The organism is Micromonospora sp. NPDC126480 (assembly GCF_040302465.1).
GTDB lineage: Bacteria > Actinomycetota > Actinomycetes > Mycobacteriales > Micromonosporaceae > Micromonospora.
Genome location: NZ_JBEORU010000035.1, coordinates 1 through 18,030, shown reverse-complemented (window position 1 = coordinate 18,030; position 18,030 = coordinate 1). Strand labels below are relative to the sequence as shown.

The 18,030-nt window shown below is 72.5% G+C and carries 17 protein-coding genes, 1 tRNA gene and 1 pseudogene; 12 read left to right on the top strand and 7 right to left on the bottom strand.

Annotated features, from left to right (window positions below):
- Positions 1–23: 23 nt before the first annotated feature.
- Entirely contained in the window at positions 24–1,547 is a 1,524-nt protein-coding gene (locus ABTW87_RS26030; protein WP_350653616.1) for a hypothetical protein, read from the bottom strand.
- A 110-nt stretch (positions 1,548–1,657) separates the two neighbouring features.
- On the opposite strand from ABTW87_RS26030, the gene ABTW87_RS26025 reads away from it, so the two are divergent.
- Together ABTW87_RS26025 and ABTW87_RS26020 are read left to right on the top strand one after the other, a co-directional pair.
- A complete protein-coding gene (locus ABTW87_RS26025) occupies positions 1,658–2,311 on the top strand; it encodes a Stk1 family PASTA domain-containing Ser/Thr kinase (protein WP_350653615.1) in 654 nt (217 codons plus the stop codon).
- Between the two features lie 67 nt (positions 2,312–2,378).
- Positions 2,379–3,161, top strand: a complete 783-nt coding sequence (locus ABTW87_RS26020; RefSeq protein ID WP_350653613.1) for a PASTA domain-containing protein — start codon at positions 2,379–2,381, stop codon at positions 3,159–3,161.
- Positions 3,162–3,170: 9 nt separating this feature from the next.
- On the opposite strand, the gene ABTW87_RS26015 is transcribed toward ABTW87_RS26020, so the two are convergent.
- Positions 3,171–3,587, bottom strand: coding sequence for a hypothetical protein (locus tag ABTW87_RS26015; protein ID WP_350653612.1), 417 nt, complete (start codon positions 3,585–3,587; stop codon positions 3,171–3,173).
- A gap of 101 nt (positions 3,588–3,688) precedes the next feature.
- Complete coding sequence (locus ABTW87_RS26010; RefSeq protein ID WP_350653611.1) at positions 3,689–3,976, bottom strand: hypothetical protein; 288 nt, start codon at positions 3,974–3,976, stop codon at positions 3,689–3,691.
- 623 nt (positions 3,977–4,599) lie between these two features.
- Here ABTW87_RS26010 and ABTW87_RS26005 point away from each other — a divergent pair.
- From ABTW87_RS26005 to ABTW87_RS25995, 3 genes are all read left to right on the top strand, one after another.
- Positions 4,600–5,481, top strand: a complete 882-nt coding sequence (locus tag ABTW87_RS26005) for a helix-turn-helix domain-containing protein (RefSeq protein ID WP_350653610.1) — start codon at positions 4,600–4,602, stop codon at positions 5,479–5,481.
- Complete coding sequence (locus tag ABTW87_RS26000) at positions 5,451–5,672, top strand: DUF397 domain-containing protein (protein WP_350653609.1); 222 nt, start codon at positions 5,451–5,453, stop codon at positions 5,670–5,672. Before ABTW87_RS26005 ends, ABTW87_RS26000 begins: the two co-directional genes overlap by 31 nt.
- A 195-nt stretch (positions 5,673–5,867) precedes the next feature.
- Positions 5,868–6,269 (top strand): hypothetical protein, encoded by a 402-nt coding sequence (locus ABTW87_RS25995; protein WP_350653608.1) that lies wholly within the window; start codon positions 5,868–5,870, stop codon positions 6,267–6,269.
- Here ABTW87_RS25995 and ABTW87_RS25990 read toward each other — a convergent pair.
- Positions 6,237–6,830, bottom strand: a complete 594-nt coding sequence (locus tag ABTW87_RS25990) for a hypothetical protein (RefSeq protein WP_350653607.1) — start codon at positions 6,828–6,830, stop codon at positions 6,237–6,239. The two genes, ABTW87_RS25995 and ABTW87_RS25990, sit on opposite strands and share 33 nt — an antisense overlap.
- A 218-nt stretch (positions 6,831–7,048) precedes the next feature.
- Here ABTW87_RS25990 and ABTW87_RS25985 point away from each other — a divergent pair, with 218 nt between their 5' ends.
- Entirely contained in the window at positions 7,049–8,905 is a 1,857-nt protein-coding gene (locus ABTW87_RS25985; RefSeq protein ID WP_350653606.1) for a S8 family peptidase, read from the top strand.
- 72 nt (positions 8,906–8,977) lie between these two features.
- Here the strand turns inward: ABTW87_RS25985 and ABTW87_RS25980 are convergent, their stop codons facing one another.
- The 3 genes from ABTW87_RS25980 to ABTW87_RS25970 all read right to left on the bottom strand — a co-directional run bounded on the left by ABTW87_RS25980 (position 8,978) and on the right by ABTW87_RS25970 (position 11,036).
- Positions 8,978–9,790: a WecB/TagA/CpsF family glycosyltransferase gene (locus tag ABTW87_RS25980; RefSeq protein ID WP_502891648.1), complete on the bottom strand. Its 813-nt coding sequence runs from the start codon at positions 9,788–9,790 to the stop codon at positions 8,978–8,980.
- Entirely contained in the window at positions 9,772–10,887 is a 1,116-nt protein-coding gene (locus ABTW87_RS25975; protein WP_502891647.1) for an NAD-dependent epimerase/dehydratase family protein, read from the bottom strand. Before ABTW87_RS25975 ends, ABTW87_RS25980 begins: the two co-directional genes overlap by 19 nt.
- A gap of 66 nt (positions 10,888–10,953) precedes the next feature.
- Positions 10,954–11,036, bottom strand: a tRNA-Leu gene (locus ABTW87_RS25970).
- A 226-nt stretch (positions 11,037–11,262) separates the two neighbouring features.
- Here ABTW87_RS25970 and ABTW87_RS25965 point away from each other — a divergent pair.
- From ABTW87_RS25965 to ABTW87_RS25940, 6 genes and pseudogenes are all read left to right on the top strand, one after another.
- Complete coding sequence (locus ABTW87_RS25965) at positions 11,263–12,051, top strand: FHA domain-containing protein (protein ID WP_088996759.1); 789 nt, start codon at positions 11,263–11,265, stop codon at positions 12,049–12,051.
- A gap of 6 nt (positions 12,052–12,057) precedes the next feature.
- Complete coding sequence (locus ABTW87_RS25960; RefSeq protein ID WP_091100238.1) at positions 12,058–12,543, top strand: FHA domain-containing protein FhaB/FipA; 486 nt, start codon at positions 12,058–12,060, stop codon at positions 12,541–12,543.
- Positions 12,540–13,979, top strand: a complete 1,440-nt coding sequence (locus tag ABTW87_RS25955) for a PP2C family protein-serine/threonine phosphatase (RefSeq protein ID WP_350653603.1) — start codon at positions 12,540–12,542, stop codon at positions 13,977–13,979. The genes ABTW87_RS25960 and ABTW87_RS25955 overlap by 4 nt, the downstream gene beginning before the upstream one ends.
- Positions 13,980–14,007: 28 nt before the next feature.
- Positions 14,008–15,495, top strand: a complete 1,488-nt coding sequence (locus ABTW87_RS25950) for an FtsW/RodA/SpoVE family cell cycle protein (protein ID WP_350653601.1) — start codon at positions 14,008–14,010, stop codon at positions 15,493–15,495.
- Positions 15,492–16,997: a peptidoglycan D,D-transpeptidase FtsI family protein gene (locus ABTW87_RS25945; protein ID WP_350653599.1), complete on the top strand. Its 1,506-nt coding sequence runs from the start codon at positions 15,492–15,494 to the stop codon at positions 16,995–16,997. The genes ABTW87_RS25950 and ABTW87_RS25945 overlap by 4 nt, the downstream gene beginning before the upstream one ends.
- A 1-nt stretch (position 16,998) precedes the next feature.
- A pseudogene (locus ABTW87_RS25940) lies at positions 16,999–17,982 on the top strand (serine/threonine-protein kinase); the annotation flags it as partial.
- Between the last annotated feature and the right edge of the window lie 48 nt (positions 17,983–18,030).

The following is an 18,030-nucleotide window of genomic DNA, read 5'->3' as shown; positions in this document are numbered from 1 at the left end:
GGGTTGCAACCGGTCGCCGGCCGTCACCGGGTGCGCCGCGGCGGACGGGCCCGGCGACCGCCCGCGTCAGACTCCTCCGTCGACTCGGTCTCGTGGGTGCGCTGAGCCGGCACCCGGCTGGTGGCGTCCCCGCCCGTCGAGGTCGTCCGGCGGCCCCGGCCGGCGCCGGCAGGTTCGTCGGCTCCGCCCGCCCCACCGGCGTCGGTGGCACCAGCGGCGGAATTCGCGCCACCTCCGTCGGTCGGGCCACCAGCCCCGGTGCCACCGGAGTCGCCCGTGCTGCCGGAGCTGGTGGAACTGGCGGCCGGCTCGGCGGCGCGGAGGGAACTGGCGGCCGGGTCAGCGGCGCCACCCGCTCGCGAGGGGTCGGTCGTCTTCCGCCGGCCGAACCGGCGCGGTCCGGCGGCGGGGGTCTCGGCGGCGTCCCGGCGCGGCCCAGCGGCGGGGGTCTCGGCGGCGGTGTCCCCGCCATCGGTGGCCTCGGCCGGCTGGCCGGCGCGCTGTCCGGGCACTCGGACGGCGGTAGGGCGGTCGGCCCGTTGGCCCCGCGTGGCGACCAGCGCCGAGCCACCCAGCCCGACGATGACGGCATACGGGGCGATGAGGTGCGCGGAAACCTGCTCCGGGTCGATCGCCGCCAGCCCCGGCACGGCGAGCAGGTAGGCGACCGCGACGAGGAGCGGGCCGGCCGCGCCGGAGGCGGTCGCACCCACCCGGCGGTCGGCGTACCGGGCCGCGTTGCGGGCCGCCAGCGCACCGATGACCAGGGCGGAGCCGAGCGACAGCACTGCGGCCGGCCAGTAGAACCAGTCGCGGATCCACAACTCCGGGCCGCCCCCGCTGAGCTGCCAGATGCCCAGTTGGGCGCTGGTGAGGCCCCGGCCGGCGAGGACGCCGTCGACCACGGCCACCGCGGCGAGCAGCCAGAGCCAGCCGAGCGTGGCGATCACGTTGGTGGCGGCGGCGCGGGAGTGCAGTGCCCAGACGGCGATGGCGACCCCGACCAGCACCCCCAGCGCGGCGTACACCGCGGCGACGTTCCGGGGCGCCTCGACGTCGGGCACCACGGCCACCCGTGCCGGAACGGCGACCAGCAGCACCGTGACCAGCGCGCCGATGCCGGCGGCCACGGCAAGGGCGATCCAGCCCAGCGTCCCGCCACCGGCGGCCGCGGTGCCGCCTCTGCCCGGACCGGCGGCGTCGACCTCCGGCGCGGTGGATTCCGCGGTACCCGATCCGGCGCCGTCGCCGCCGGCCGCGGCGGTGGTGTCGGACGGGTCGGCGCCACCAGTCGTTCCGGCCGGCTCGGCCGAGCCGCGGTGCCGCAGGCGCTGCGCGAAGACCGCGCCGAGCACGGTCGACGTGGCGGCGATCCAGGTGGCCCAGATCAGGCTGGCCGTCCAGGCGGCGGTGGCACCGTCCCCGTCGGGCGGCGGCGCCCAGTTGATGATGCCCAGCCCGTAGCCGAAGCCCAGCTGCGCGGCACCCGCACCGGCGGCGGCGCCGAGCGCGGTGGTGATCGATCCTCCCCAGCCCCGTCTCGCCATGCCGGGGAGCGTAACGTCCCGTGGTCGGCGCGGCGAGTGGTGAGCGCGGACCGTCACGCAGCGCGGTTGGGACCGACGGGTACGGTCGCCGGTGACGGAGGCGGTGAACGATGACGGACGGGAACACGGGTCACGGCACGGGGTCGGACCGGATGACCCTGGTGCTCGGCGGCGGGCTGGCGACCGTGCTTCTCGCGGCCGTGGGCGCGACGGCCGGCTGGGTCCTGGCCGGAGCGAACGACGACCGGGTGGACCCGGTGGCCACGGGCAGCGCCACACCGAGCGCGCCATCGGTCACCTCCGGCCCGGTTCGCCGGACCACGGCGCCGGCCACCCCGTCGCGCTCGTCGCCCGCGGGGGTCACCGTGCCGGTTCTCGTCGGCCGGGACTACGACGACGCGCAGAAGGAGCTGGTGAAGCGCGGGCTGCGCTGGCGCCTGGTCTTCGGCCGTGGCACCGGGCGCGAGGTGGAGCGGAGCTACCCGGCGGCCGGCGCGACGGTGAACCCGGGCCGGACGGTCACGCTGTACGTGAGCGGCCCGCCGCCGGTCGTGCGGGTGCCGGACGTCACCGGTGACGACTGCGCCGAGGCGGCCGAGGAACTCGCCGACGAGGGCCTCAAGGTCGTGTACACGTTGCGCCGCAGCGGATCGGTGCTCAAGCAGGAGCCGACCGGCGGCGGTCAGGCACCCTGGGGCGACCCGGTCGCCCTGTGGTGCGGTGACGCCGCCGACGGCGCCGACCCGCCGACGGCGAACCCGTGACGCGCTGATCCCGGCCCGTTCCGCGCGGTACCGCTAGGTTGACGGCAGGCCGTGAGGAGGACGTGGGATGAGCGACGACCGCCAGGAGCCACCCGCCGGAGGACCGGACGAGAGCACCCGCTCCTGGTCCGATCCGGGCGACGCGACGGAACCCGCGGACCGTACCCAGCGACTGCCGCACCCGGAGGACCGGCCGGCGGGGGACGAGACCCGCGCGTTGCCGGCCGACCGGACCGCGCCCCTGGACAGCACCGCGCCGCTTCCCCCGGCCGGTGGGCCGCCGGCGTGGTCGGGGCGCGCGGGGGTGCCGCCGCCGCGCCCGTCGGAGTACCGGGAGACGACCGATTGGTACGCGGAGGACCAGGGCGGGCGGCGCTGGTGGTCGCCGATCCTGTGGGGCGTGGTGATCCTGCTCCTGCTCGGAGCGCTCGGTACCGGCCTCTGGTTGGCGCTGAACGCCGGCGATGACGAGCCGACCGGGCCGGAGCCCTCGCCGTCGGCCCCGGTCACCCGGGCGTCCCCCACGACGGGCGCGGCGACGACCTCGGCCGCACCGACGAGCGCCTCCCCCTCCGCCTCGCCGACCGAGGAGCCGGGCGGCGTGCCGATGCCGCCGGTGGTCAACCTGCCACTGGCGACGGCACGGGCCATCCTCGACCGGGCCGGCCTGGACTACCGCGTCGAGTACCGGGCCTCCGACCGGCCGGCCGGGACGGTGATCGACACCGAGCCGGACGTGGGTGAGCTGGTGCCCGAGGGCGCGGAGGTGACGCTGACGGTGTCCCGCCCCGAGACGTCGCCGGACGGGCCGGAGGCCACGCCGAGCCCGGAGCCGACTCCCACCCCCTGAACCGGGCGGTCACCACATCCGACGTCTCGTGCCGACCAGGCCGAGCCCGGCCAGCGAGATCGCCAGTCCGAAGATCCCGGACCAGAACAGCGAGCGCTGGACGTCCGTGGCCGGGTTCGCGGCGGCCTGGGCGGCGCCCGCGCCGGCCGCCGGCGCATCGTCCGCCGACAGGGCCTCGGCGGGTACGCCGAAGTCGTCGTCGCCGACGTACGGGTCCGGCCCGATGTCGTCCCAGTACGCCGGCTCCTCCTCGACGACCGTGATCTCCGGCGCGGGCACCGGTGCGGACAGTTGGGTGGAGGAGAGAGCGGGGTCGCGCACCACGACCACGAGGGTGGTGGCGGCGCCGACGAGTGCCAGGAGTCCGAAGGCGTAGGCGATGCGGGAGCTGTGCCGCCGCGCGGCGGGCTGATAGACCATGGCCATCCCAGGTTCGGGGTCCTGGAGGCGCGGGGTGGAACTGCCGGGGTGGGCGTACCACCGATTCTATGGCGCTGGCACGCCCCCCGGCGGCGGATCGCGGCAGGTCAGCCCACGCGGACCGGGGTCCGGGTGACCGGCCGGCGCGGCGCCCGCACGGTGTGCGGACGGTGCTGTGGCGCGGCCTGCACCTGGTGCAGGCCGTCCCGTTGGACGAAGATCGACCGCCGGCTGACCGCGTCCCCCGAAGCGTTCAACTCGTAGCCGTCAAGCCAGAGCCAACCGTCGTAGGTCGGCCAGTCGAGGACCCGGATCACCCGGAAGGTGATGGGCCGGAGGAATTGAACACTCGCCGCGCGAGTCACGTGCAGTACGTCACCGGAGCGGGGAAGCACATGGGCTCCTGGGAGGGAGGGCCGGCGACGGAGCCGGCGGGAGCTGTCTGGGGGACGTCTGGTGGGCCCGGCCTCGGGGTCGTGCCTCGTGGAACCGGTGTTCCTGGTGGTGCTGGTGGTGGTCGGGCCGTACCCGCTGGTGGCTGGGCCGCCACCCGACCAACACCCGGCTGCTCCGGACCGCTCCCGCCGCCGCAGCCATCGGGCGTGCAGCGGTGGGGTCCTCACTCCGGCGCAGGTCTGGTTGTCGTCGCACGGGTGCACTCGCCGCCTCGCGTCCAAGTGGTCGTGGGATCACCACGGCGGGGGAGCGGACGGAGACGGTGAGTGACCCGCGCCATACGGACAGAGTGCATCAGTGTCGTGCGACTTGCAAGTTGCACGTCGACTTTTGCCGATACGCGAGCGATTCGCGCGATGCAATGCTTGAAGCTGTTCGCATTCGGACGGCACACTGAGGACCGGTTTCGCCCGTCGCGGCCGGTCGACGACCGGCATCACCCACCGCCGCGAACGCCCGACCACCGGCGCGTCCCCGGACGCGTCGGGCCGGGTGGGGGCGGCTGTCGAGGCGGAGGGGACGGGTGCACCGTGACGGCGAGGAGTGAACCCGGGGTGGCACCGTGAGCGAGCGGCGGAGCCCGACGATCCGCCGCCGCCGGCTGGGCGCGGAGCTGCGCCGGCAGCGCGAGGCGGCGGGCATCACCATCGAGGCGGTCGCGGAGCAGCTGGAGTGCTCCGCCTCGAAGATCTCGCGCATCGAGACCGGCCACACCAGCGCGACCCCGCGCGACGTCCGGGACATGCTCCGGATCTACGGCGTGGTCGGCGCGGAGAGCGACGAGCTGGTGCAGATCGCCCGGGAGGCCCGGCAGAAGGGCTGGTGGCACCCGTACAGCACGGTGCTGGTCGGGGCGTACGTCGGCTTGGAGGCCGCCGCCAGCTCGATCCGGGCGTACGAGCAGCAGGTCGTGCCGGGCCTGCTGGAGACCGAGGAGTACGCGAGCGCGATGATCCGCGCCGCCCGACCCGATTTCTCGCCGGAACAGGTCGCACAACGTGTCCGTGTCCGGCTGGGCCGTCAGTCGTTGCTGACTCAGGATGATCCGGTCGATCTGTGGGTGGTGCTCGATGAGGCGGTGGTGAGCCGGCCGGTGGGCGGGGATGCAGTGATGCGTGACCAGCTCAGGCGGTTGGTGGAAGTGGCCGAACTGCCGAACGTGACGTTGCAGATCCTCCCCTTCGAGGTGGGTGCGCACGCCGGCATGGACGGGACCTTCACCATCCTGAGCTTCCCCGAGCCCGGTGATCCGGATGTCGTGTACGCAGAGAACGCCACGGGTGGGCTCTTCCTGGAGAAGAGCGACGAACTACAGAAGTACAGCTTCATCTTCGATCACATCCGCGCAGCCGCCATTCGTCCCGACGAGTCCGTCGCACACATCGCGAAACTGGCAGAGGAGCCGTTGTGGAAATGGCGACCAAGGAGTTCCCCGTGGACCTGACGCAGGCCACCTGGTTCAAGAGCTCGAAGAGCGGGCCGAACTGCGACAACTGCGTGGAGGTGGCCTACGTGACGGGGGCGGTCGGCGTGCGGGACTCGAAGGACCGGTCGGGTCCGGCCCTGACCTTCAGCCCGGGTGGGTGGCGAGCCTTCGTCACCGGCGCCCGCGGCGGCACCTTCGGCCGGGACTGAACGACGACCGTCGGCCCCGGTCCGGCCCCGGCCGGACGGGGGCGTCGGCGTGTCCCGGGTCGGCCGGCCCGCCCCGCCGGGCACGAGCGGCGCGCGTCCCCGTCGCCACATCGGTCCCGTCTCGTTGAACCGGTCGGTACGGCGCTGGTCGACATCGCCGCACGGATCGGTAACCGAGCGAGGCAGGCGAGACGGATGACGACGATCGGGTCAGACAACCTCACCAACGGGCCGGGCAAACCGGAGCGGTTCGGTGGCAAGTACCGCGGGGCGCGCCGGGACACCGTGCTCACCGAGGTCGTGTCGTCGGACGCCGAGGTCGCCGAGCGGGAGGGGGCGTCCGCGCCGGAACAGGGTGGTCCGCTCACCCTGCCCTCTCTCGACCCGAACCCGCTGACCGAGCCCTCGTACGCGTCCGGCGGCTGGTCGGCCGAGCAGACCGAGTCGCTGGTCGACCACCCGCTGCTGCGTGGCCTGCTGATGGAGTTGCCGCCGAAGGGCAGCGTCCCCCCGCCCGGTTGGCTGGACCGTTGGTTCGAGGCGACCCGGGCGATCCTCGAGCTGCTATACGTGCAGGGCTCCGGCCGTTCTCGCTGACGTTGGCGCGGGCGGCGCGGCCCGCTCCACGAGCCGGCTGTGCCGCAGCGCGTGGCGTACCCCGATCACCGCGACGCCGAGCGCGCCGACGGTGATCGCCGGGCCGGCCGCGCCGGTGGGCAGGTCGGGCGCGAGCGAGCCGATCACCGCCGGCAGCATCGCCAAGCCGGTGACCTGCGGTGGGAGCCCGACCAGCGGATGGGCCGCGGCGGCGCGCAGGCCGTGCGGGGCGGGCGTGAGCGGCGCCGCCGCGAACGCGCCGGCTCCCGCCCGGAGCCGGCGTACGCGGCGGACCGTGCAGGCCGACACCACGAGTGCCGGGCCCACCGCGAGGCCCAGCCCGGCGGTGGCCCGGTCGATCGTCGTCGGTCCGGTGCCGGCGAGCCCGACGGCCAGCACGGCGGCGGTGACGACGAGACCGGTCGCCGTCAGGGCGAGCACGTGGCCGGTGCGTCGGCGCAGCTCGCGGGCCTGTTCGGCGGCGGGCAGCCGGTCCGCGAGCCAGCCGGCGGCCAGCCACACCGCGGCGAGCGGGAGCAGGACGACGAGATGACTCTCCATGGTGCACAGCCTCGCCCGGCGCGGTGCGAAGCGAATCCGGGCCGGTCCCCGGTTCACCCCGTAACCGGTCCCCGTAGGGGTCATCGCGCAGTGTTATGGGCAACTCGACATGTTCATTTCCCGGCTCGCCGCGATCTACCCTCAGCTCGATCGGCGGCCATCGATTCACTCGCCACGAACGAATGGACGGTCGGCCGCCGTTCGGAGGGAGGTAGGAGATGGGAATTCCACGCAGGTCGGTCCTGGTCGGGGTGGCGACCCTGGCCATGGTGGCCACGGCGACGCCGGCCCTGGCCGCCGAGCCGGTCGGCACGATCCGCATGGCGGGTGGCGCAACCGCCGTCGCGGACAGCTACATCGTCGTCCTCAAGGACGGCGCGGTCAGTCGGGCGAGCGTCGGATCGTCGCTGAACCGGCTGCTCAGCAAGCACGGCGGCACCGTGGCCCGGACGTACAGCGCGGCCGTACGCGGTGGTGAGGTGCGGGTCGGCGCGGCGGCGGCGGCACGGATCGCGGCGGACCCGGCGGTGGCGTACGTCGAGCAGAACCACACCGTCTCGATCGCCGGCACCCAGACGAACCCCCCGTCGTGGGGCCTGGACCGGATCGACCAGCGGAACCTGCCGCTGAACAACTCGTACACGTACCCGAACACGGCGAGCAACGTGACGTCGTACGTCATCGACACCGGCATCCGGACCACGCACTCGGACTTCGGCGGCCGGGCCACCTGGGGCACCAACACGGTCGACTCCAACAACACCGACTGCAACGGACACGGCACCCACGTCGCCGGCACCGTCGGCGGCTCGGCGTACGGCGTGGCCAAGGCCACCCGGTTGGTGGCGGTCAAGGTGTTGAACTGCTCCGGCAGCGGCACCAACGCCGGCGTCATCGCCGGCGTCGACTGGGTCACCGCCAACGCGGTCAAGCCGGCCACGGCCAACATGAGCCTCGGCGGTGGGGCGAGCAGCGCGGTCGACAACGCGGTCACCAACTCGATCAACTCCGGCGTCACGTACGCGCTCGCGGCGGGCAACAGCAACGCCAACGCCTGCAACTCCTCGCCGGCCCGTACGCCCGCGGCGATCACCGTGGGCGCGACGACCAGCTCCGACGCCCGCGCGTCGTACTCCAACTACGGCACCTGCCTGGACATCTTCGCGCCGGGCTCGTCGATCACCTCGGCCTGGTCGACCAGCGACACCTCCACCAACACCATCAGCGGCACCTCGATGGCCTCGCCGCACGTGGCCGGCGCCGCCGCGCTGGTGCTGGGCGCCAACCCGTCGTGGACCCCGCAGCAGGTGCGGGACTACCTGGTGAACAACGCCACCAACAACGTGGTGGGCAGCCCCGGCAGCGGCTCCCCGAACAAGCTGCTCTACGTCGTCAACGGCAGCACCCCGCCCCCGACCAACGACTTCTCGGTCGCGGTGTCGCCGACCTCCGGCTCCACCGCGCCGGGCGGCTCGGTGACCGCCACCGTGTCCACCGCGACCACCAACGGTTCCGCCCAGTCGGTGAGCCTCTCGGCCAGCGGCCTGCCGTCCGGTGCGACCGCCTCCTTCAGCCCGGCCACGGTCACCTCGGGCGGTTCGTCGACGCTGACCATCAGCACCTCGGCGAGCACCCCGGCGGGTACCTACACCGTGACGGTGACCGGCACCGCGGCGTCCGGCTCGAAGACCGCCACCTACTCGCTGACCGTGACCGGCAGCGGTGGCGGCGGCTGCTCGGGCACCAACGGCACCGACGTCGCCATCCCGGACAACACCACGGTGAGCAGCTCCATCACCATCTCGGGCTGCAACCGGAACGCCTCGTCGTCGTCGACGGTCGCGGTGAACATCGTCCACACCTACCGCGGTGACCTCGTCATCGACCTGATCGCCCCGGACGGCTCGGCCTACCGGCTGAAGAACAGCAGCTTCTGGGACGGCGCCGACAACGTCAACACGACGTACACGGTGAACCTGTCCAGCGAGGCGGCGAACGGCACCTGGCGGCTCCAGGTGCGCGACGTCTACTCCGGTGACACCGGCTACATCAACACTTGGACCCTGACCCTCTGAGACCTTGTTCCCACGGGCCGAGGCCCCTTCCGGACCAACCGGGAGGGGCCTCGTGCCGTCCGGGGACGGGCGTCAGACCGCGAAACCGGCCGGGCGCTCGGTGGCGGGGGCCGGCGGATCCGCCTTCCACAGGCCGGTCTTCTGCGCGGCCAGCCGGGCCAGATAGGCCGGGTTGAGGATCACGTACCGCCGCCAGAGACGCCTCGGCTCCAGACCGAGCCGCCAGAACCACTCCAGGCCCGCCCGCTGCATCCACGACGGCGGCTGCTTCAGCAGGCCGGCGTGGTAGTCGAAGGCCGCGCCGACCGCCATCATCGGCATGTCGAGCAGCGGCCGCATGGCGTACGTGAAGACCTCCTGGCGGGGACAGCCCAGCCCGACCAGGACGAGGCGGGCACCGCTGGCCCGGATCCGGTCGGCGATCTCCGCGTCCTCACCGGGCTGCACCGCCCGGAACTTCGACGGCTCCACCCCGGCGATCTTCAGGGCGGGGAACATCCGCTCCAGCGCCGGGACCAGCTTCGCGAGCGTCCCCTCGGTGGACCCGTACAGGTAGACCGGGAGCCCCTCGTCGGCGAAGCGGGCGAGCACGTGAAGGGTGAGCGTCGGGCCGTACACCCGGTCGGTGAGGCCGGCGCCGTGCAGCAGGTTGAGCGCCCAGCGCACCGGCTGCCCGTCCGGCGTGACCACGTCGAAGGAGTTCAGCCGGGCGTTGTGCGCGCGGTCCAGCACCCCGGTCATCACGCCGTGCACGGCGAGGGCGGTGAGCGCCAGCGGTCGCCGCTCGTGCGCCGCCGCCACGACCGCCTCGGTGGCGGACGCGTAGTCGGTCGCGTCGACCAGGACGCCGAGCACGTTCTGCTTGGTCATGGCTGCGGCACCCACTTGTCCACGTTGGCCTCGTGGATCTCCCGCATGATCATGGGTACGTCGTAGACCTGCTTCCAGTCCGGATAGTCGGCCTGGAAGGCCTCGTTCGAGCCGATCCACCACTTGTGGTCGCCGATCCGGTTCGCCTCGACGTACTCGGAAATCATCTCCTGGCCGGTGATCTGCTCGGCCAGGGCGAACGCCTCGCGCATCGAGGTGTTGGAGTGCCGGCCGCCGCCGAGGTTGTAGACCGCGGCGGACCGCGGACCACGGAAGAACGCCTCGAACGCGGAGACCACGTCCGAACTGTGGATGGCGTCCCGGACCTGCTTGCCCTGGTATCCGAAGATCTTGTATTTCCGCCGCTCCATGTTGGCCCGCATCAGGTAGCCGAGGAAGCCGTGCAGCTCGGTGGCCGAGTGGGCCGGGCCGGTCAGCGTCCCGCCCCGGAAGCAGGCCGTCTTCATGTCGAAGTAGCGGCCGTACTCCTGCACCATCACGTCCGCGGCCACCTTGGAGGCGCCGAAGATCGAGTGCAGGCAGCCGTCGATCGACATGTCCTCGCGGATGCCCTGCTCGTACGGGTGCCCCGCCTCGATCTCCCAGCGGGTCTCCAGCTCGACCAGGGGCAGGCTGTTCGGCCGGTCCCCGTACACCTTGTTGGTGGAGCAGTGGATCACCGGTGCCTCGATGCAGTGCTCGCGCACGTTCTGCAGCACGTTGAGGGTGCCGGCGGCGTTGACGTCGAAGTCGGTGAACGGATCGCGGACGGCCCAGTCGTGCGACGGCTGCGCGGCGGTGTGGATCACCACCGCGGTGTCCCGGCCGTACCGCCGGAAGAGCTTCGCGAGCGCGTCCCGGTCCCGGATGTCGATGCTGTGGTGCGAGTAGGCGGACCCGAGCTCGTCGGTGAGCCGCCGCACGTTCCAGGCGGTCGAGGCCTCCTCGCCGAAGAACTCCTGCCGCATGTCGTTGTCGATGCCGACGACGTCGAGACCGAGGCCGGCGAAGTGCCGGACCGCCTCGGAGCCGATCAGACCGCCCGACCCGGTCACGAATGCGACACTCACATGACACCCCTGGTCCGTCGGAGTCAAGAACCATCGGAGCATAGCGTGACGTACGACATGCCCCGGAAACACCGCGAGGGCCCCGCGAACGCGGAGCCCTCGTCACTGTGGGGAAGGGGGGAGTTGAACCCCCACGCCCTTTCGGGCACACGGACCTGAACCGTGCGCGTCTGCCATTCCGCCACTTCCCCGTGGCTGCGACCCGGAACACTGTAGTGGGTGCCGACCCGACTGTCTCCAGCGGGCCCGGACATCCTACGGGGCTCCCGGTGCTTGTCACGAACGGTTACCTTCGTGGGGCGGTTACCGTTCGTGGCGGACGAAAGAGTAGCACGGCGGGGTCGGCCCGACCGAACGGGCCGCCACCAGTGCGGCCGAGCGGCGTGTGAGCTGCGCGCGCCCCGGCCGGATACCATCATGTCCTCGGGACCCGAGGAGGAGCCGGTGAGCGTGCTGCAACGCTTCGAGAAGCGTCTGGAAGGCCTGGTCGAAGGGGCCTTTGCCAAGGTCTTCAAAGGGGTGGTCCACCCCGTGGAGATCCTCAACGCCATGCAGCGGGAGGCCGAGGCGCACAAGGCGATCCTGGCCGGTGGGCGCACGTTGGTGCCCAACCGCTACGTGATCGATCTCTCGCCGTACGACCACAGCCGTCTGGCGCCGTACGCCGCCGCACTGGCCCAGGAGCTGGCCCAGTCGCAGGCGGAGTTCATCGGTGAGCAGGCGTGGACGGTCTACGGCGACGTGATCGTCGAGATCGAACGGGGAGAGGGCCTCGACACCGGCATGTTCCGGGTCACCGCCGAGGTCTACACCGGCGGCGAGGTCGCGCCGGTGTCCGCGCCGGGCTACGACGCCGGCCCGCCGGCCTACCCCGCGTACGACCAGGGGGGCGGCTACGGCCCGCCGCCCGGCCACGGCGGCGGTCGCAACGTGCGGCTGGTCTCCGGCGACGGTCGCACCTACCCTCTCCAGATGGGCTCGACGGTGATCGGTCGCGGCGACCAGGCCAACCTGCGCCTGCCCGACGTCGGCATCTCCCGTCGGCACGCCCGGCTGGACTTCGACGGCGGCCAGGTCGTGCTGACCGACCTCGGGTCGACAAACGGCACGATGGTCAACGGCCAGCGGGTCTCCGCCGTCGCACTCAACCCCGGCGACATGATCCAGCTCGGCACCACGACGCTGACCTTCCGCGTGGACGGCTGATCCGCCTTGCCGGAACTCGTCATCACCGTCGCCCGGTTCGGGTTCCTGATCCTGCTGTGGATCTTCGTGTTCACGGTGGTCGGAGTGATCCGTCGCGACCTGTTCGCGGGCGCCCGGTCCGGCCGGCTGGTGGCGGCGCCCCGTGCGGTCGGCGCCTCCCTCGGGCAGGCGGGCAAGCCGGCCAAGGCGAAGCGTGGACGGGCGGCGCACCAGCTGGTGGTGACGGCCGGTCAACTGGCCGGCACCCGTATCACGCTCGGTGAAGCGCAGATCACCATCGGTCGCGCGGAGGACTCCACCCTCGTCATCACCGACGACTACGCCTCCGCGCGACACGCCCGGCTGGTGCCCCGCGACGGGCAGTGGTTCGTCGAGGACCTCGGTTCGACTAACGGCACCTACCTGGATCGCGCTAAGGTCACCGGACCGACCCCCGTCCCCCTCGGCGTGCCGATCCGCATCGGCCGCACCTCACTCGAATTACGGCCATGACTCTGACCCTGCGCTATGCGGCCCACAGCGACCGCGGTCTGATCCGAGACGGTAACCAGGACTCCGTCTACGCCGGGCCGCGGCTGCTCGCCGTCGCCGACGGCATGGGCGGCATGGCCGCCGGTGACGTCGCGAGCAACATCGTCATCGGTGCCATGGCGCCGCTGGACGAGGACGTCCCCGGCGACGCCCTCGTGGACGCGCTCCGCTCGGCCGTCAACAACGCCACCCAGCAGCTGCGCGAGACCGTCGACGCCAACCCCCAGCTGGAGGGGATGGGTACGACGCTTACCGCGATCCTCTTCTCCGGCAGCAAGCTGGGCATGGTGCACATCGGCGACTCCCGTGCGTACCTGGTGCGCGGCGGCGAGTTCGCGCAGATCACCAAGGACGACACGTACGTCCAGATGCTCGTCGACGAGGGCCGGATCAGCGCCGAGGAGGCGAGCAGCCACCCGCAGCGGTCGCTGCTGACCCGGGCGCTCGACGGCCGCGACATCGACGCCGAGTACTCCGTGCGGCAGGTCCTCGCCGGCGACCGCTACCTGATCTGCAGCGACGGCCTGTCGGGCGTGGTCAGCGCGGACACCATCGCGGAGACCATGCGCGAGTACGCCGACCCGCAGCAGTGCGTCGAGCGGCTGGTGCAGCTCGCCCTGCGTGGCGGCGGCCCGGACAACATCACCGTGATCATCGCCGACGCGACCGACCAGGACATCGTCGAGGCGACCCCGATCGTCGGCGGTGCGGCCTCCCGGGACCGGGGCATGGCCACCTCCGCCGATGTCTCCACCCCGGCGGCCCGGGCCTCCGCCCTCTCCGCGCCGCGGCCGGCCGTGCCCGAGGAGCCGACTGGGAGCGCCGACGACGATCCGGAGCACCGCCGGCACCGTCCGGTCCGGGCGGCCGCGACGACCCTCGCGCTGCTCGTCCTGCTGGGCGGTGCGGTGTTCGGCGGGTGGAGCTACACCCAGCGGCAGTTCTACGTCGGTGCCACCGAGGACGGCCGGGTCGCCGTGTTCCGCGGTATCCAGGGCCAGATCGCCGGTATGGACCTGTCGACCGTGCACTCGCGCAGCCCTGCGGAGCTGGACGACCTCACGCTCGCCGCGCAGGAGCAGGTCAAGCAGGGCATCCCGGCCAAGAGCGAGCCGGACGCGGAGCGCCGGCTGGCCGAGCTGACCGCCGACACCCCGACCAACCCGAATCTCAAGCCGACCTGCCCGCCGAGCCCGATCCCGAGCCCGAGCGCTACCGCGCTCGCCGGGACGCCCACCCCGACCGTCGCGGCCGGGTCGCCCGTACCCACCGGCAGCGCCGCGGGCACGCCGACCGCCAGTGCCCTGCCGGTCGCCCCGACGACCTCGCCCGACGCCCTGCCCACCGACCCGGTCACTCCCGTCGTCGACCCGGCCGCCTGCCGGTCGCCCGAGTGAGCGCCCGCGCGATCCGTCAGGACGATCCGTGACCGCAGCGGCCAACCCCGCGTCCCCGCCCGCCACCACGGGCGGGCAGCCCGGTGTACGTCTGGCCCGGTCGCGGCGCAACGCGGAACTGTCGCTGCTGCTGCTCGCGATGGTGCTGGTGGCGGCGTACGCGGCGATGGTCGAGGCGAACGTCCTCGAAACGGTCACCCCGGACTTCTGGGTGCCGGCCGCCGCGCTCACCGCGGTCTTCCTCGGCCTGCACGTGGCGATCCGGTTCCTGGCCCCGTTCGCCGATCCGGCCCTGCTGCCGGCGGTGGCACTGCTCAACGGCCTCGGCGTCGGCTTCCTGCGCCGGCTGGACCTGGCCCGGGCCACGCCGGCCGAGCGCGCCGACCTGGCGATCTTCGCCGGCACCGGTGGCCGGCAGCTCGCCTGGACGCTGATCTCGGTGGTCCTCGCCGCCGGGCTGCTCGCGGTGGTTCGCGACCACCGCTCGATCTCCCGGTACGCGTACACCCTGGGGCTCGCCGGCATCGTGCTGGTGATGATCCCGGCGGTGCTGCCCGCAAGCATCTCCGAGATCAACGGTGCGAAGCTCTGGGTGCGGGTCGGTGGCTTCTCCATCCAGCCCGGCGAGTTCGCCAAGCTCGCCCTGCTCGCCTTCTTCGCGTACTACCTGGTCCGCAAGCGGGAGGTCCTCTCGCTGGCCAGTCGCCGCATCCTCGGCATCGACTTCCCGCGCGGCCGGGACCTCGGGCCGGTCGTGGTGGTCTGGTTGATCAGCCTCCTGGTCCTCGTCTTCGAGAAGGACCTGGGCACCTCGCTGCTCTACTTCGGCATGTTCGTAGTGACGCTGTACATCGCCACCGAGCGGGTCAGTTGGCTGCTCATCGGTCTGGTGCTCTTCTTCGGCGGCGCCTACCTGGCGTACGTCCTGGGCAGCACGGTCGGCGGGCCGTTCGCCAACTTCTACCTGCGGGCCGAGATCTGGCTCGACCCCTTCGCCGACCCGTACGAGGACGGCTACCAGCTGGTGCAGGGGCTGCTCGCCCTGGGTACCGGCGGCCTGTTCGGGGCCGGACCCGGTGGCGGGCAGCCGCTCAAGCTGCCCGAGGTGCAGAACGACTTCATCTTCGCCGGCCTCGGTGAGGAGATCGGCCTCTTCGGCCTCTCCGCCCTGCTGGTGATCTACCTGTTGGTCGTGGAGCGCGGGCTGCGCGCCGCGCTTGCGGTGCGCGACTCGTTCGGCAAGCTGCTCGCCGGCGGTCTGGCGTTCACCCTCGGCCTCCAGGTCTTCGTGATCGTCGGCGGGATCAGCAAGCTGATCCCGCTGACCGGTCAGACCACGCCGTTCCTCTCCGCGGGTGGCTCGTCGCTGATGGCGAACTGGCTGCTCATCGCGGTCCTGCTGCGGGTCTCCGACGGGGCGCGCCGGCCCGCTACCGGTGGCGGTGTGGTGAACCGGCCGTCGGGCGGCCCACCGGAGCAGTTGCACGGTGCCCCCACGGAGGTGATCAAACCGTGAACGCACCACTGCGCCGGGTCGGCGTCGTCGTGATGGTCCTGTTCGGTCTGCTCTTCGCCAACTTGAACTGGGTCCAGTTCCAGAAGGCGGACGAGTACCGCAACAGCGACTACAACGGGCGGGTCCAGGTCGCCGAGTACAAGCGCAAGCGCGGCAACATCGAGGCCGGTGGCACCGCGCTCGCGGTGAGCAAGGAGACCAGCGGCGAGCTGACCTACCTGCGCACCTACCCGGGCGGGGCCAAGTACGCCCACGTCCTCGGGTACAAGCCGGTCAACCTCGCCGATACCGGCATCGAGCGGGCCGAGAACGACTTCCTCGCCGGCACCAGCGACCAGCTCATCGTCAACCGGGTCAAGGACATGTTCACCGGCGACCAGACCGCCGGTGGGAATGTGCTGCTCACCCTGTCGAAGCGGGCGCAGGACGTCGCGTACGAGCAGTTGCTGGAGAACCGCAACGGCGTCAAGAAGGGCGCGGCCGTCGCCATCGACCCGCGCACCGGTGCGATCCAGGCGCTGGTCTCCATGCCGAGCTACAACCCGAACCCGCTGGCGAGCCACGACACCGACGAGGCCACGGCGGCGTACAACCAGCTGGAGCAGGCACCGAACGGGCCGCTGAAGAACCGCGCGCTCGGCGAGGTGCTGCCCCCCGGGTCCACCTTCAAGATCGTGGTGGCCGCCGCCGCCCTGGAGAACGGGGTCACCCAGGAGACGCGGATCCCCGCCGGCTCCAGCTACACCCCGCCCACCTCCGGCGCCCCGATCGGCAACGCCGCCCCCTCCATCTGCCCCGAGGCGCAGGTCACCCTGATGAACGCGGTGACCGAGTCGTGCAACACCGGCTTCGCCCAGCTCGGCGTCCGGCTCGGCGCCGACACCCTCAAGGAGAAGGCCCGGCAGTTCGGCTTCGAGCAGGACGACCTGACCGTCGGGCGGCTCGGTCACGGTGGGCACCGGGTGGCGGCGAGCCGCACCGGCGACATGCAGAACCCGGACGGGAGCACCGACCCGGCCGCCCTGGCCCAGTCCTCCATCGGACAGAACAACGTGCGGATGACGCCGCTGCAGGGGGCGCTGATCGCGGCCACCGTCGCCCACGGCGGCAGCCAGATGCGGCCCTACCTGGTCCGTCAGCTTCTCGGTCCGGACCGCACCACCAACTACTACACGGCGGACCCCCGCGAGCTGCGCCGGCCGATCAGCGGCCAGGTCGCCGCCGACCTGCGCGAGATGATGGAGAGCGTGGTCCAGAACGGCACCGGCCGCAACGCCCGGATCCCCGGCTACACGGTCGGTGGCAAGACCGGCACCGCGCAGTCCGGCCCGGGCACCCCCGACCACGGCTGGTTCATCGGCTTCGCCCTGGACAAGGACGGCAACGCGGTCTCCGCGGTCTGCGTACTGCTGGAGGAGGCGGGCAGCGGGGGCAGTGCCGAGGCGGCCCGGATCGGCGGCGAGATCATGCAGGCGGCGATCGCCTCACCGGGGGGCCGCTGAGATGCTCAGCCCGGGAGTCAAGCTCGGCAACCGCTACCGCCTGGACGAGCGGATCGCCAGCGGCGGAATGGGCGACGTCTGGCGCGGCACCGACCAGGTGCTCGGCCGGACGGTCGCGGTGAAGAGCCTGCTCCCGGCACTGCTCGACGACCCGGACTTCGCCGAGCGGTTCCGCGGCGAGGCCCGCACGATGGCCACCATCAACCACCCCGGTGTGGTCGACGTCTACGACTTCGGCAGCGACCAGCAGATCGCCTTCCTGGTGATGGAGTACGTCGAGGGCGACGCGCTGTCGGCCACGCTGAGCCGGGTCGGTCGGCTCACTCCGGCCCGCACGATGGCCCTGGTCGCCCAGGCCGCCGACGCGCTGCACGCCGCCCACGTGAAGGGGATCGTGCACCGGGACGTGAAGCCCGGGAACCTGCTCGTCCGGCCCAACGGCACCCTGGTGCTCACCGACTTCGGTATCGCCCGGTCCGACCTGGTGGCCCAGCTCACCGCCGCCGGCTCGGTGCTCGGCACCGCCTCGTACATCTCGCCCGAGCAGGCCACCGGCGGAGTCGCCACCCCCGCCTCGGACGTCTACGCCCTCGGCGTGGTCGCGTACCAGTGCCTCGCCGGCCGGCGGCCCTTCGAGGGTGACAATCCCCTCGAGATCGCCATGCGGCATGTCCGGGAGGCGCCCCGGCCGCTGCCCGCCGACATCCCGCCGCAGGTCCGTGCCGTGGTCGAGCGCGCCATGGCGAAGGACCCGGCAGCCCGCTGGCCCAGCGCCGCGGCGCTGGCCGGGGTGGCCCGCCAGTTGAAGGTGCAGCTCTCCCAGGCCGCCCGGGCGTCCGGCCGGGCCAACCCGGTCTCCGCGGCGCCCGCGTCGCCGGCGCCGGGCCGGGCCCAGGTGCCCCCGCCCGCGGCGGCCCGCCCGCCGGTGGCCCACCGCCAGACGTCCCGACGACCTGGGCTGGCTGCGCACGGTGTGCGGCCCACCGGAAGGGTTGACCTCCGTTGAACGCGTTTGATGAGCCTGACGGCAGTT